Below are 14,349 nucleotides of genomic sequence, written 5' to 3'. Positions count from 1 at the left end.
TACCCTTATATTTTAATATCTAAAGTGGTATTTTTCAAGGAACAATTACAATCCCGCCCTGCCCGTGGGCGGCAGAGAAAACAAAAAACCGGGGCCTTTTTAAAGGCCCCGGCAAGGATTTAAACCAACTGATTATTTGCGTTTTTTAGCCAACACGTCTTTGGCGGCAGCCTGTGCGGCGGCCAAGCGGGCGATCGGCACGCGGAACGCCGAGCAGGACACATACGTAAACCCTTCGCGGTGGCAGAATTCCACGCTTTCGGGGTCTCCGCCGTGCTCGCCGCAGATACCTACTTTTAGGTTCGGTTTGGCGTCGCGCCCTTCGGCAACGGCGTGCTCAATGAGCATCCCTACCCCGCGCTGATCCAGCGTTTGGAACGGATCGGCTTCCAAAATACCCTGTTTTAAGTATTCGGGCAGGAAAGAGCCGATATCGTCGCGCGAGAAGCCAAAGGTCATCTGCGTCAGGTCGTTGGTGCCGAAAGAGAAGAAGTCCGTTTCCTGGGCCACCTCATAGGCCAACACCGCCGCACGGGGGATTTCAATCATCGTCCCCACGGAGAAGTTGAGCTTTTTGACTTTCGTTTTGGCCACGACTTCATCGTAAGCGGCGCGGATGAGCTTCTTCTGACTGATGATTTCGTTTACGTCGCAGGTCAGCGGAATCATTACTTCCGGCTGGGCTTTGACGCCTTCTTTAATCAGTTCGGCCGCGGATTCAAAAATGGCGCGGGACTGCATGGTGGTAATTTCCGGATAGGTTACACCCAAGCGAATGCCGCGGTGCCCCATCATCGGGTTGACTTCGTGCAGGCTGGCGGCACGGTCTTTGAATACGTCCATCGTGATGCCCAGCGCTTTGGCCAATTCGGCCTGTTTTTCGGGCAAAGTGGGCACAAATTCGTGCAGCGGCGGATCCATCAAGCGCACGGTAACGCCGAAACCGGCCATGGCCTTCATCGTGGCTTTGATTTCCTTTTTCATATACGGGAAGAGTTCTTCCACGGCGGCTTTGCGTTCTTCTTCGCTGCCGGAAAGAATCATCTTGCGCAGGATGAACAAGGGTTTGTCGGAATTTTTGCCGTAGAACATGTGTTCAATGCGGAACAGCCCAATCCCTTCGGCGCCGAATTTGCGGGCTTTAATGGCGTCTTCTTCCGTATCGGCGTTGGCGCGCACTTTCATCGTGCGCACTTTATCGCACAGCGCGAGAAAAGCCGCCAAGTTTTTGTTTCCTTCGCCCGCGGCCAACATCTTCAGCGCGCCTTCATACACGTAGCCTTTGGTACCGTTTAAGGTCAGCTCGTCGCCTTCTTTAAAGGTTTTGCCGCCCATTTTGACGGTTTTGGCATTCAAATTGATTTCCAATTCGCCGCAGCCCACAATGCAGCATTTACCCCAGCCGCGCGCCACCAAAGCCGCGTGCGAGGTCATGCCGCCGCGCTGGGTTAAAATACCCGCCGCCGCGCGCATGCCTTCAATGTCTTCGGGGTTGGTTTCTTCGCGCACCAAAATGGCGTTTTGGCCCGCTTCCTGCAGTTTAATGGCGTCTAACGAGTTAAATACAATTTTACCCGCCGCGCCGCCGGGGCCCGCCGGCAAGCCTTGCGCAATGGGCTTCACGCCCGCTTCGGCTTTGGGGTCAATGGCCGGCAGCAGCAGTTCGCCCAGCTGGGTGGGCGTTACGCGCAGGACGGCTTCTTCTTTGCTGATCAGTCTTTCTTTGACCATATCCAGCGCCATCTGCACGGCCGCGGTGCCGTTTCTCTTGCCTACGCGGCACTGCAGCATCCAGAGTTTTTGGTCTTCAATGGTAAATTCAATATCCAGCATATCGTGGAAATGTTTTTCCAGCTTTTTCTGGATGGCGTCCAATTCCTTATACACTTTGGGCATTACTTTTTCCAAGGTGGGCAGGTGTTTGGAATGCGCATTGGCAGACCATTTGTTCATCGGAGAGGGGGTGCGGATACCGGCCACCACGTCTTCGCCCTGGGCGTTGATTAAGTATTCGCCGTAGAAGTGGCTGTCGCCGGTGCCGGGGTTGCGGGTAAATGCCACGCCCGTGGCGCTGGTGTCGCCCATATTGCCAAATACCATCGTCTGTACGTTGACGGCGGTACCCCAGTCGTGCGGGATGTTTTCAATGTTGCGGTAGGCAATGGCGCGTTTGCCGTTCCAGGAGGCAAACACCGCACCGATGGCGCCCCAGAGCTGTTCCATGGGGTCGTCCGGAAAGTCTTTTTTGAGTACTTTTTTGACGGTGGCTTTAAACTGCACGCACAGTTTCTGCAGTTCTTCGGCCGGAATGTGCGTATCGTCCGACACGCCGAGTTTGTTTTTCAACTCTTCCAGCATGCCGTCCAAAATTTTGCGGATGCCTTCGCCGTCTTTGGGTTCAATGCCGGCGGCTTTTTCCATCACAACGTCGGAATACATCATAATCAGGCGGCGGTACGCATCGTAGACAAAGCGGGCGTCGCCGGTTTTGGCAATCATGCCGGGAATGGTTTTTTCGGTAAGACCGATGTTTAAAATCGTTTCCATCATACCCGGCATAGAAGCGCGCGCACCGGAACGGACGGACACCAACAGCGGGTTCTTTTCGGAACCGAACTGTTTTTTGGTTTCGCGTTCAATTTTCTTGAGGTTGGCTTCCACGTCGGCTTTCAACGTTTTGGGATAGGTGCGTTTGTTGTTCCAATAATAGGTGCAGACTTCGGTGGTAATCGTAAATCCGGGGGGGACGGGGAGTTTTAATTGGCCGGCCATTTCGGCTAAGTTGGCACCTTTGCCGCCCAACAACTCTTTCATTTTGCCGTTTCCTTCGGCTTTACCCGCTCCAAACGAGTAGACATATTTTACTGCTTTTTTTACGGCCTTTTTAGCGGCGGTTTTTGCCGCTTTTTTAACGGTCTTTTTTACCATATGCGGTCGTCTCTCCAATACAAAAAATAATCCCAACGGACGGAAAGTCCGTTTTGTCCTCTATATTGTAATACATTTCCAAAAGAAAAGGAAATTTTTTCTGCAGGGGGAAGCTCAGCGGGCGGCGCGCTGTTCTTTGAGGTAGTCCCCGTGAAAGCCGTACCCCGCCGAAACGCTGCGCCCGATGGAGGCCAGCTGCTCCTGCCAGGCCGCGGCGGCGCGGGCGCCCGGGTGCGGCTTGCCGGGGTAGAGTTCGTAATTCTTGCAGAAGGTTTCCGCCGTAACGTTTGGCATAATGACGTTGGCCCCGCATTGCAAGGCCAACAGCCGCCCTTGGGGGTGGAGCGTTTCCATGGCGGTGGTGGCCGGGATATTGATGTCCGGCAGCATCAGGCGCATAATGGCCATCATTTTAAGCGAAAGCTCAAAATGGCCGTCCGCCTTTTCCTGCGCAAGCGGCGTATGCGGGTGGGGGATAAACGGGCCGATGCCGGCCATGTCCACCGGCAGGGATTTAAAAAACAGCAAATCTTCCGCCAGGCTTTCCAAGGTCTGCCCCGGCAGCCCTACCAACGAGCCGGATCCTACTTCATAGCCCAGTTCTTTTAAATCTTCCAAACAGCGCACGCGGTTGTCCCAGCTCATGGCCGGATCCAACTTTTCGTAGAGGTTTTTGTCGGTCGTTTCAATGCGCAGCAGGTAGCGGTCGGCACCGGCTTTGCGGTAAGCGGCGTATTCTTCGCGCGTCTTTTCGCCCAGGCTTAGCGTAACGGCCGCGCCCAAATTTTTAATGCGGCGGATGATATCGCTCATTTTATCCGCGTCAAACCAAAGGTCTTCACCCGATTGGAGCACCACCGTTTTATATCCGGCCGCTACCGCCTGGCGGGCGGTATGGGTTATTTCGTTCGGCGTCATCCGGTAGCGCACGGCTTGGGCGTTGGAGCGGCGAATGCCGCAGTACATACAATCGTTTTTGCAATAGTTGGAAAATTCAATCAGCGCGCGCAGGTACACGCCGTCCCCCACAAACCGGCGGCGGATCGAATCGGCCTTCCGAAACAGAGGGGCCGGGTCGGACAGGGAAAGAAGCGGCAGAATATCGCCGCGCGTGAGCGGCGGGCGGGAGAGATATTTTTGCGTCCAATCATCCAGCGTTTGCATATAGGAAGTATATCAAATAAAAAGATAGGCCCAAAGGCCCAAAAAAGAATGGGCCCGGGGGAAAAATAAAAATGGGACAAGCAACCCCAAAAAGCTGGGCCCAAATTTCCTGGGCCCTTGGGCCCAACGACCCTGTTATTTTTACGACGAAAACGCTATCTTATTAATATCAAGCAGGACAAATTTAACGCAAGGAGGCGCTGTATGAATACCGCATTACAAAAAACCGTAGCCACCCAGCTGATTAAAAAGCAGCGCCTGGATCGGGAATTTGCTTGGATCAGCCGGGAGTTTAGAGATTTCCACACCCTATCCGATCTGGAGCTCTACAATACCGAGCGTTACGCTGCGCTTCATTTGGGGTATGTTTTTTAAAAAGTGTGTTTCTATCTCTCCTACAAGAACACCCTTCGCCCGCTATATCTCCGGCGGGCGTTTTTTATGGCTTTTTAGCGGCACGCAGGCAAGGCCTAGGCTTAGTTAGGTCTTTAGACCCTTGTAACAAAGCACTAAGATTCTTATTATAATAAAGAAGTATAGACATAAATTAAACATTAGAGGTTGCTAAATATATGAATCCTCGCCGCAAAACAGCCAAAATTCTATTGATTTCTTTATTTGTGTGCATGGCGGGCATTAACGCCGCGCCGGCGCAGGCCAATACGTTTACCAAATTGTTAAAAGGGTTCTTTGGCTCCAAAAATGCCGAAAAAATGGCCAAACCCGCGCCCCCGGCCGTAGTTCCCCAAGCCGCAAAACAGGCGGCGGAAGCGTCCAAACTCGTTTCTCCTTCGGCGGCGGCTTCCTCGGCGGCCCCGGCAGCCGGCGCGGCCCTGCAAGACAATTCTATGGTTATTTTGGAGTCGGTGGAAAACGTGCCGAACAAAAACGATCAGTATTTTCTGACCCCGAAAGAAATGTGGAAAAAATCCGTCAAAGAATTTTACAGCACGGACGTCCTGCCCAAAACTCCCAAAACAAAAAGAACCGGCGAAGACCGTATTTTGAAAAATACGCAGCAGGATTTGCCCGCGCCCAACCGCATGAAAAACGCCCAAATTGAAGAGAATTTTCAAAATATGTCCGCCGTAGAATCCGCCATCAACCGGCAAATTTTCCAGCAAGACGCCATGGCGGAAAACCAAGTAAATCCCGACATTCAGGATTTGTTCTCTTTCCGCACGGGGATGGAAGCGTTGGAATCTTTAATGCCTTCTTATAAAGAAATCCTCTCCATGCGCTGCAGCCCCAACGAAAGAGCCCTCTTGCTAAACACGTTTAAAAACTTGGACAAAGAATTCTTTTATTACAATCCGTCCAAACAAACCAGCTACATGGTGCCGCGCACGGAACACCTCTACAGCACGATGTTCTACAAACAATTTGCGCAGGATAATCCTACGCTCAATATCAGAAATATAACGGACATTTTGGAACGAACCGGGACGGATAAAGTCTTGACCGTCATTGACACCAAGTTATGGATGACCTCCCACAACGGTCAGCTGCCCCGTTTTCTGGCCAACAAAACGCTCAAGGAACAGCAAGTGGCCATCAATTTTTACAATTTGCTGGATGAAGCCAAAAGCAATACGCTCCCCGTGCACTTGCGGCCGCTCAAACAAGTGGTGCTTTCCATTGGCAAACCCATTCAGGGCAGCATCCCGCTTACGGCCTGGACGAATTTCACCGGCAAATGGCTGGCCACCTTTAGCGACGAAGAACTGGTAAAAATCTTCTTAAACTACAACAAACCTCCCCAAAAAGCATTTTTTGACGGCATGGCGGCCGACATCCGCAAAGGGCTGTCCGGCAAATTGTCCAGCGACAAAACCGGCCAAACCTTATATCTGTTGGGCACCGCCAACGCGACCCCGCAGCAAACCTTAAGCATGCTTAAGTGGTGGGCTGCGCAGAAAAACGCCGCTTTGCCCCGCGCGGCCGGGAATCCCCGCACCCTTACGGAAAATACCGACTACGCCCAAGTGCTTGCCCGGTACAGAGAAGGCGTACTGTTTGACAATACCCTTCGCACGCTGGACGCCAAAGGCCCGGCGGCGCGGCAAGCGCACGAAATTCTGCTGCCGCTGGCGCAAAATTATCTCCGCCAAACGGCCCAGCGTTTGGACGAGGCCAAGCAACTCTTAGACAAAGGGGAAATCAAACAGGCGGACGTAAAAGCGCTTCATACCGATATTCAAAACCCGCTGCTTAAAGCCTTGGCCCCGCGGGAAACGGCCCAATTAAACGTCCGCATTCAAACGTTTAACAAGCTCTATAAAAAGTACAACGATGTGGCCAAGTTCCTTACCTACTGCCGCATGCACCCCAACGAATACTTTTACGAAGAGGGGCACCTGATTGTGGAAAGGCTGATTCCTTCGCTTAGAGAACGCTGGGGGATGGACGCCTCGGTAGCGGAATTGCAGCAAGAAATCAGCGAACTCCGCGCCAGCGGGCTTGTATCGGCTGACCTTTTGGAACTCCAGCTGCAGCGCCTGGTAAAAAAAGGGCAGGGGAAAAACTAACATTTTAACCGAACGCCAAACGGAGCCCTCTTTTGCGGGGGCTCCGTTTTTATGTGTTGGGGGCGTCAGATAAGCAGGAAAAAACGCTCCAAATTTGCTATAGTATAAACAACAGAAAGGATAAAGAGCACCGGGCGTGTTCTTTATCCTTTTTATTTGGTATAATAAATATGTACTTTAAGTAAGTATAAAAATTAAACATAGGAGAAGATTGGCCTCCGGCTCGGTATCCCTTGGGATAAGGAATGCTTGGTCGGCAGAATACAATCTAAGTGTACAAAACAATGGTACTTTCGATGCAAGACAGAAAAGACATCATCAGCAAATTCCAATCCAGCGCTAATGATACCGGCTCTGCCGCCGTACAAATTGCGCTCATCACGGAACGCATTCAGTATATTTCCAACCACCTCAAAGCCAACCCGAAAGATTTTGCGGGCGAAAGAGGGCTTAACAAATTGGTCGGCCAAAGAAGACGCTTGCTCGCCTACCTCAAAAGAACCGACTTTGAAAAATACCAAAAAGTAACCCAAGAACTTAAATTAAGGAAATAACCTCTAATGCAAAATTTCAACCACAAATTTGATATTCACAATGTGGAAGTAACCGTCGGCGGACAAACCATTAAGCTGGAAACCGGCTTAATCGCCAAACAGTCCGACGGGGCTGTAGTGGCCACCTTGGGGGAAACCATGGTGCTGGCTACCGCCGTTTCCACGAAAGAGCAAAAACCGGGTATCTCCGATTTTACGCCTCTTACCGTCAATTACAAAGAAAGAACCTACGCCGCGGGCAAAATCCCCGGCGGTTTTTTCAAACGCGAAGGCCGCGCCAGCAAGAAAGAAACGCTGTCTTCCCGTATTATTGACCGCACCATCCGCCCCATTTTCCCGGAAGGTTTCGCCTGCGAAACCAACGTAACGGCGATGGTTATCTCCAGCGACGATAAACACGACGCCGATGTATTATCCGTACTGGCTTCGTCCGCCGCGCTGGTCATTTCTTCCATTCCTTTCAACGAACCCGTAGCCGCCGTGCGCATCGGCCGCAAAGACGGGCAGTACATCGTCAACCCCACCAAAAAAGAACAGGAATCCTGCGATATGGACTTGGTCATTGCCGGTTCCGCGCAGGGGCTGCTGATGGTGGAAGGCGGTGCCAAAGAAGTAGAAGAAGAAGCCATCATCAAAGCGATGGAAATTGCCAAGCCGGAAATTGACAAAATGTGCGCCGCGCAAATGAAACTGCGCGAAATGGCCGGCAAACCGAAATTTGAATACGTCGTGGAAAAACTGCCGCAGGAAGTGGCGGATCTGGCCAACGGCAAATTCCGCGAAGAAGCCAAAAAAATTCTGCATGCGTTTTCCGACAAGCAAACCCGCGATACGCAGGTAGCTCAGCTGAAAGCTTCGTTTACCGAAGAGCTGACCCCGAATTACGGCGAAAACGCCGCCGTGTATGCGGGCATCGCGCTGGAAAACATCATGTATGAAGAATCCCGCAACCTGGTGCTGCACGAAGGCGTGCGCGTGGACGGCCGCAAACCCGACGAAATCAGACCCTTGAGCTCTATGGTCGGCCTCTTGCCCCGCGCCCACGGTTCCGCCTTGTTCACCCGCGGGCAAACCCAGTCTTTGGCGGTTGCCACATTGGGCACCCCCGATGACCAGCAAATGGTGGAAGGGTTGGACGACACCACCTACGAACGCTTTATGCTGCACTACAACTTCCCGGGCTTTGCCACGGGCGAATGCAAGCCAGATCGCTCTCCGGGCCGCCGCGAAATCGGCCACGGGGAACTGGCTCGCCGCGCGTTAATGCCGCTTATCCCCAGCGAAGAAGAATTCCCGTACACGATTCGCGTGGTGTCCGACATCATGGAATCCAACGGTTCTTCCTCCATGGCCAGCGTCTGCGGCGGATCTTTGGCCCTGTTTGATGCGGGCGTACCGATGAAATCGGCCTGCTCCGGCATTGCGATGGGCGCCATCTCCGGCGAAGGCAAATTTGTAGTGCTGTCCGATATTATGGGCTTGGAAGACCACTTGGGCGATATGGACTTTAAACTGACCGGTTCGCGCAAAGGGATTACGGCCTTCCAGATGGACGTAAAACTCAAAACCGGCATCCCGCTGGACGTTTTGCGCCAGGCCATTTCCCAAGCCACCCAAGGCCGCATGTTCATCATGGATCACATGGAAAAAACGATCGCCGAACCGAGAAAGAACATTTCCCGCTTCGCTCCGATCATCTACAAAATGAGAATCCCGGTGGACAAAATCGGCGCCTTAATCGGCCCCGGCGGCAAGAACATCAAACGCATCACCGAATCCACCGAAGCCAAGATTGACATCGCCGAAGACGGCATTGTAACCATTGCCGCCGCCAACAGCGACCGCTTGGATCAGGCCAAAGCCGAAATTGAAATGATGACCGCGGAACCCGAAGTAAACAAAATTTACAAAGGGAAAGTAGTCTCCATTCAGCCTTTCGGCGCGTTTGTGGAAATCTTGCCCGGCAAGGACGGACTGTTGCACATTTCCGAAATTGAAAAACACCGCATCAACAAAGTCGAAGACGTGTTAAAACTCGGCGACATTGTGGAAGTAAAATGCGTGGAAATTGACAATAACGGAAAAGTAAGACTTTCCAGAAAAGCCTTGCTCAAATAGTTTCACACGCTGTTATCCCCGGAGCGGTATCAATCGCTCCGGGGATTTTGTTTTTAAGGGGGAAAAATGCCTTTTGATATTTACCCGTGGATGAACGAATTAATCCGACAGCTGCAGCCGGTTTTTAAACGCAGGCTCCAAGCCGTAGGCCTGCAGGGGAGTTTCCGGCGGGGAGAACAAACCCCGTCCAGCGATATAGACGCCGTGGTGGTGCTGGACACGCTTACGGCGCAGGATATTTCTCTTTATAAAGAAATTCTTTCGCATATGCCCACAACCCTTACGCACCCGGTATGCGGGTTCTTTGGCGGAAAGGAAGATTTAAAAAACTGGCCCCGGGCGGATTTGTTTCAATTTATGCAGGATACGCATTGGCTCTATGGCGGGCTGGCAGACGTATTGCCGCCGCCCGCTTGCGAGGATGCCCGCCAGGCCGTCCAAACCGCGGCCGGAAACATTTACCATGCCCTGGTGCATACATGGGTGCACGGGCAATTAAGTGCTGATTTTTTAAAATTGCTCGGGAAATCCGCCTTCTTTATGCTCCAAGCCGCCCATTATATGCGCACCGGCCGCTATATAACAACCAAGTGGCAGCTCCTGCAGGCGCTCTCGCAGCCGGACGAGCGGGAAATTTTGCGCTTCAGCCTAACGCCTCCCCCGCAAGAGGCCCTGCCCGCGGCGGCGGCCCGGTTGCTAAACGTCTGCCAGCGTTTGCTGGCCTATTGCCAAAGACCCAGCGGAAATTAGGCCTTTAGGCCCTTGTTTTCTTTTCAATAAAACTGATACTATTAGCATATATCCGTAAGGAGGATTACTATGAAAATCATCCGTTTTCTGTTGCTGGCCGTTTTTGCCATGCCCGTCTATACGTCGGCGCAGGCCACGTATGGAATTCCGATGGGCAACGGTTTTGCCTGGGATACCAAAATTCCGGTCACCTTTGATCCAGTTGCCTTTAACAAAAAATTTGCCAAACAAATGAGTGCGGTGCGGGCGGCTGCTGCCCTGCAGGAAGCGCCTAAAACAAAAGAGGCGCCCCAGCCTGCCGCCAAAGCTTTGCCTACCGTAAAAGAAGAAGACTACACCCAGTGTGCCGTCTGCCATGAAAAAATTTTAAAATCCGACGGCTACCAAATTACCCCCAAACGCGATTGGTACGTCAAAAAACATTCGCCGTGCGCCTGCCAATTCTATAAAGGCTGGAAAGCCAGCGAAGACACTTCTTTCTTTCAAACGGCGGCCAAGCGCAACGAATGTGAACTGAAAGTGGATTCCAAATACGCCACCCACACCTGTGCCGTTTGCGGCAAGCCGATTAACCCGGCCTGCGGGGCTATTTCCTCTTGGGAAGACGACCAAGGAAAACATTATGCCCATGCCGATTGCTTTGATTGGCAGCGCCATAATGCCCAGAAAGAGGCTCTTCTTAAAAATTTAGACATTACCGAAGCCGACTGCAACCGCTACGACCGCCAAGATCAGGAACGCATCAACGCCCAAAAACAGCTGATTGAAGAAATGAAGGCGTCTTCACAGCGTATTCGCGAACAACAAGAGAAGGCCTCTAAGCAAGAGTTAAAGCCCGCTGAAGCGGCCATGGTGGAACCGGTTGTGCGTCCTTTTAAAAAGGTACAACGTGATTTTCAGCGTTTTAACAGACGCTACGGCAAAGCGTTGCACCAAGCGGCCAAGGCACAACGGGAAGGGAAAGAATTATCCCAAAAGCAACAAAAATTGCTCAAAGATTTTGAATCTCTCCGCTTAGAATACGAACGATCTTCTCAAGCTGCCGTTGCCCAGGAAGCCGCCGCCAAGAAGGCCGCTGCCCAGAAATAAAAACATTTCCGTTTTAAACCCCGCCTGCAGGCGGGGTTTTTTATGAGCAAAAAGAGATCCTCTTTGTCAGCCCTTTTCGTTAGTTTGCTATAATCAATATATGGTTTGCTTTACACGAAACGCACGGCGCTTTCTGCCCGGAACGTTGGTATTTTTGTTGTTGTTTGCTTTCGGCTGCAATTATCACGGCCGGATTAAGCGGGGCATTTACAAAACGCCTCCGTTTGACGACAAAATAGAAGCCAGCGTAATGGTTCCCGCGGATAGATTTCTCCAGCAGGCCTTTACCTTTAAAGACGACAATCTGACCCCGATTAATTCCTATACGTTTCGCATTGACGACGGCGCCGCCGTGGCCGCTGCGGACGCTTTGGGCACGCTTTTTTCGCAGGCGGACGTAAACGAGTACCGCTTTCGCCGCCAATATGATTATATCGCCGAGCTGGATTATAAAGTAACCGAAGAAAACGAGGTCTATTCTTCGCTGGAAGCGGAGGACGGCTTTCTCTGGGCGCGCAAGTACCGCATTCCCAAATTTCATACGTTTACCGTGCTTACCCTGCGCGACCCGCACACCCGCATGCCCCTTATTAAACTGGACGCCGACCGGGTAAGCTATCTGGAGTTTAGCAATACCGCAATCGGGGCGTATTGGTTTAACAAACTTACTTTTTCCGTTTTGTTCCCGCTGATTGCCCCCGTATACACTTCTTCGGCGGGGGGAAGCATCCGCCAAACGCTGGAAGACGACCTGCGCGCCTGCCTGCAGCAAATGATGAAAGAATTGGAAGAAAACCGGATTGTATTTCAGCCCGGCATTTCGCCCGCTTTGGCCCGCAACGACCGCCGCTACCGCCCGTTTATGGAAAAAACGACGTATGTGGAAACGCCCCAGGGGCACGGAACGGGGTTTTTTATCAGCCCGGACGGATATATGATTACCAACGCCCACGTCGTAAGCGGCAATCGCGACGTACGCTACTACCTGTATGAAGATCTTCCCTTTGAACCCCGCCGCGCAGAACCGCCGTTTCGGTATGCGCGGGTGATAAAAGTAAATGATTCCCGCGATTTGGCGCTGTTGAAGGCGGAGGGGACTTTTCCCTATTTTAAGCTGGATGCCGACCGCTCCCACTATCAGACGGGGGATTCCGTCTTTGCGGTAGGAAACCCGATGGAAGAATTTTGGAGCGTAAGCGAGGGGATTATCAGCGCCGTAAAAGACGAAAACGGCGTAGACGTCATTCAATCCGACGTTTCCACCAACCGCGGCAACAGCGGCGGGCCGCTGGTACACAAGAAAAGCGGAAACGTAATTGGGGTAACCAGCTACGGATATAAAAATTCCGAAGCGGCCGGACTGAATTTTTCCATTTCCGCCTTTGAAGTAAAACGCACCCTGGGAATCGACCAGCCGATAGACGAGAAAAAACTCCTTCGGGAAGAAATTTTAGACCGCCCGCAAACCCCTCAAAAGGCAAACGTCCTGTATCAAGACGGTCAAAATTATGTAAAATAAATAAAAGCAGTTTTGGTATCAATCAGAAACACGAGGTTATTTCTTTTATGAAAAAAACAGCAACCAAAAAAACGGCTCCGGCCAAAAAAGCCAAAGCGGCTAAAACGCCTGCCGTGAAGGAATCCCCGATTTTAAAGGAAGTCAAACAGCTTTACGGTTTTATGCAGGACAACAACCTGGACACGATTGAATACGATCAAAAAGGGCTGTACCTGCGCTTGGTAAAAGCCAAACCCGCCATGGTGCCGGTACCGGTAAGCGTGGGCGGAAGTGCTGTTGCGGCTTCCGGTGCGCATCCGGCCGTGCCCGCCCAGGAACAATATAAAGAAGTAATTAAATCCTCGTTGATGGGTATCTTCTTCCGCGGTTCCACTCCGTCGGCTCCGCCCTTTGTAAAAGAAGGCGCCCGAGTGGAAAAAGGCGACGTTATCTGCTTGATTGAAGCGATGAAAGTGTTTAACGAAATGCGCGCCGAATTCCCGTGCATCATTAAAAAAGTATTGGTAGACAACGGCAAGCCCGTTAAACAAGGCGATGCGCTGTTTGCCATTGAACGGGTATAAGTATGACGCCGCTACAAGAAAACATTCAAACTGCCGTCTCCCGTATGACGGAGTATCTGACAGAACATAAAACGGCCTCTTCGTGGCAGCTTAAAATTATGTTCCGTCTGTCCAGCTCGGTGCTGTACTTGGCGTTGGGCGTCCTCTACAGCCAAGGAAAAATTTCCTTGGAAGCGGACGGCATTAACTACAACGTTACCTGGGGCCAAAAGCCCGCACCCGTGCCTCCGGCCACACCGATTGCTGAAAATATGTAATTTGAAACCCCGCGTAAAAGCGGGGTTTTTTATGCTTTACCTTCCAAAAAGGCCCATGTTCAAAATGGGCCTTTTGTCTCTTGTGGGGGTATTCGATAAAACCTAGAATATAATTAATAACACGAAAGAGAGAATGAATTCCTATGAAAAAACGACCTTGCTTTTTACGTTTCTTACGCTTCTGTTTGCCGGGCTTTCCTCATCGGTTTATGCCCAAAAATTGCCTATAGGCAGCAAAGGATTTGAAAGTTTATCCCGCAGTATTTTTATGAAAGAAGGGGGATACAGCACGCATTTTCCCAAATTTTATAAAGATTTGTCTTCTTCCCTAGGCAAACAAATGCTCAGCCGGGCCGAACTTCGGGAAATAACGCGCATTTATCTTCATTCGCAGGTTCCGGTGCAAAGTGCTTATAAAATAATGCTGGCCCGCCTCCAACAGCCGCCCGCTCTTAATTTGCCAAGCGACGTAGCTTTTATTTCGCTGGACAACGTTAAATTCGTATCCCGCGCCGTTTGGAAGAGAGATAACCTGGGCACCGACCAGGAATTGCTGGACTTGCAGCGCACCTTGGTGGCGAATCTGGCCAAATACCCCAACAAGCAACTGACGCTCAAGGAATTTTATTATGTGGTTTCCAAATACACGTTTGAAGGCCCCAATTTTATAAAAGGATTTTTGGAAACGTTGCCCAACCGCCCCATCCTGACCCGGGTGCAGCTTTCCGGCGCCGGGAAAGAACCGCTAGACGTGTTTGTATACCAGGATCAAGCCGCTAAGGTCATTGAACTCTACTATGCGGGCAAGCCATTTCAAATTCAAAAAGGAAAAGTAGTGGAAAAATAAATTTATTTTGCAGCGTTTCGCAGTCTTTTTCT

The 14,349-nt window shown here is 51.4% G+C and carries 12 protein-coding genes; 10 read left to right on the top strand and 2 right to left on the bottom strand.

Going from position 1 to position 14,349, the window contains the following annotated elements; genetic code table 11:
* Nucleotides 1–132 precede the first annotated feature (132 nt).
* Nucleotides 133–2,928, bottom strand: a complete 2,796-nt coding sequence (ppdK, locus tag B5F75_RS03030; RefSeq protein WP_087287780.1) for a pyruvate, phosphate dikinase — start codon at nt 2,926–2,928, stop codon at nt 133–135.
* Between the two features lie 114 nt (nt 2,929–3,042).
* Nucleotides 3,043–4,092 (bottom strand): [FeFe] hydrogenase H-cluster radical SAM maturase HydE, encoded by a 1,050-nt coding sequence (gene hydE, locus B5F75_RS03025; protein WP_087287777.1) that lies wholly within the window; start codon nt 4,090–4,092, stop codon nt 3,043–3,045.
* A gap of 204 nt (nt 4,093–4,296) precedes the next feature.
* On the opposite strand from hydE, the gene B5F75_RS07350 reads away from it, so the two are divergent.
* From B5F75_RS07350 to B5F75_RS02980, 10 genes are all read left to right on the top strand, one after another.
* The gene (locus B5F75_RS07350; protein WP_158093760.1) at nt 4,297–4,467 is read left to right on the top strand and encodes a hypothetical protein; all 171 of its coding nucleotides are present in this window, start codon (nt 4,297–4,299) and stop codon (nt 4,465–4,467) included.
* 197 nt (nt 4,468–4,664) lie between these two features.
* Nucleotides 4,665–6,620, top strand: a complete 1,956-nt coding sequence (locus B5F75_RS03020) for a hypothetical protein (RefSeq protein ID WP_087287774.1) — start codon at nt 4,665–4,667, stop codon at nt 6,618–6,620.
* A gap of 284 nt (nt 6,621–6,904) precedes the next feature.
* A complete protein-coding gene (gene rpsO / locus B5F75_RS03015) occupies nt 6,905–7,174 on the top strand; it encodes a 30S ribosomal protein S15 (protein WP_087287768.1) in 270 nt (89 codons plus the stop codon).
* 6 nt (nt 7,175–7,180) lie between these two features.
* A complete protein-coding gene (gene pnp / locus B5F75_RS03010; RefSeq protein WP_087287765.1) occupies nt 7,181–9,292 on the top strand; it encodes a polyribonucleotide nucleotidyltransferase in 2,112 nt (703 codons plus the stop codon).
* Between the two features lie 66 nt (nt 9,293–9,358).
* Complete coding sequence (locus tag B5F75_RS03005; RefSeq protein ID WP_087287761.1) at nt 9,359–10,042, top strand: nucleotidyltransferase domain-containing protein; 684 nt, start codon at nt 9,359–9,361, stop codon at nt 10,040–10,042.
* Nucleotides 10,043–10,111: 69 nt separating this feature from the next.
* On the top strand, nt 10,112–11,131 hold the full coding sequence (locus tag B5F75_RS03000) for a hypothetical protein (RefSeq protein WP_087287758.1): 1,020 nt from the start codon (nt 10,112–10,114) through the stop codon (nt 11,129–11,131).
* Nucleotides 11,132–11,231: 100 nt separating this feature from the next.
* On the top strand, nt 11,232–12,650 hold the full coding sequence (locus B5F75_RS02995) for a S1C family serine protease (RefSeq protein WP_087287755.1): 1,419 nt from the start codon (nt 11,232–11,234) through the stop codon (nt 12,648–12,650).
* Nucleotides 12,651–12,697: 47 nt separating this feature from the next.
* Nucleotides 12,698–13,213 (top strand): acetyl-CoA carboxylase biotin carboxyl carrier protein, encoded by a 516-nt coding sequence (locus B5F75_RS02990; protein ID WP_087287751.1) that lies wholly within the window; start codon nt 12,698–12,700, stop codon nt 13,211–13,213.
* A 2-nt stretch (nt 13,214–13,215) separates the two neighbouring features.
* Nucleotides 13,216–13,470 (top strand): hypothetical protein, encoded by a 255-nt coding sequence (locus B5F75_RS02985; protein WP_087287748.1) that lies wholly within the window; start codon nt 13,216–13,218, stop codon nt 13,468–13,470.
* Between the two features lie 133 nt (nt 13,471–13,603).
* Complete coding sequence (locus B5F75_RS02980; protein ID WP_087287744.1) at nt 13,604–14,317, top strand: hypothetical protein; 714 nt, start codon at nt 13,604–13,606, stop codon at nt 14,315–14,317.
* The last annotated feature ends 32 nt before the right edge of the window (nt 14,318–14,349 follow it).

This window comes from Elusimicrobium sp. An273 (genome assembly GCF_002159705.1).
GTDB lineage: Bacteria > Elusimicrobiota > Elusimicrobia > Elusimicrobiales > Elusimicrobiaceae > Avelusimicrobium > Avelusimicrobium gallicola.
This window is presented reverse-complemented; position numbering and strand designations above follow the sequence as displayed.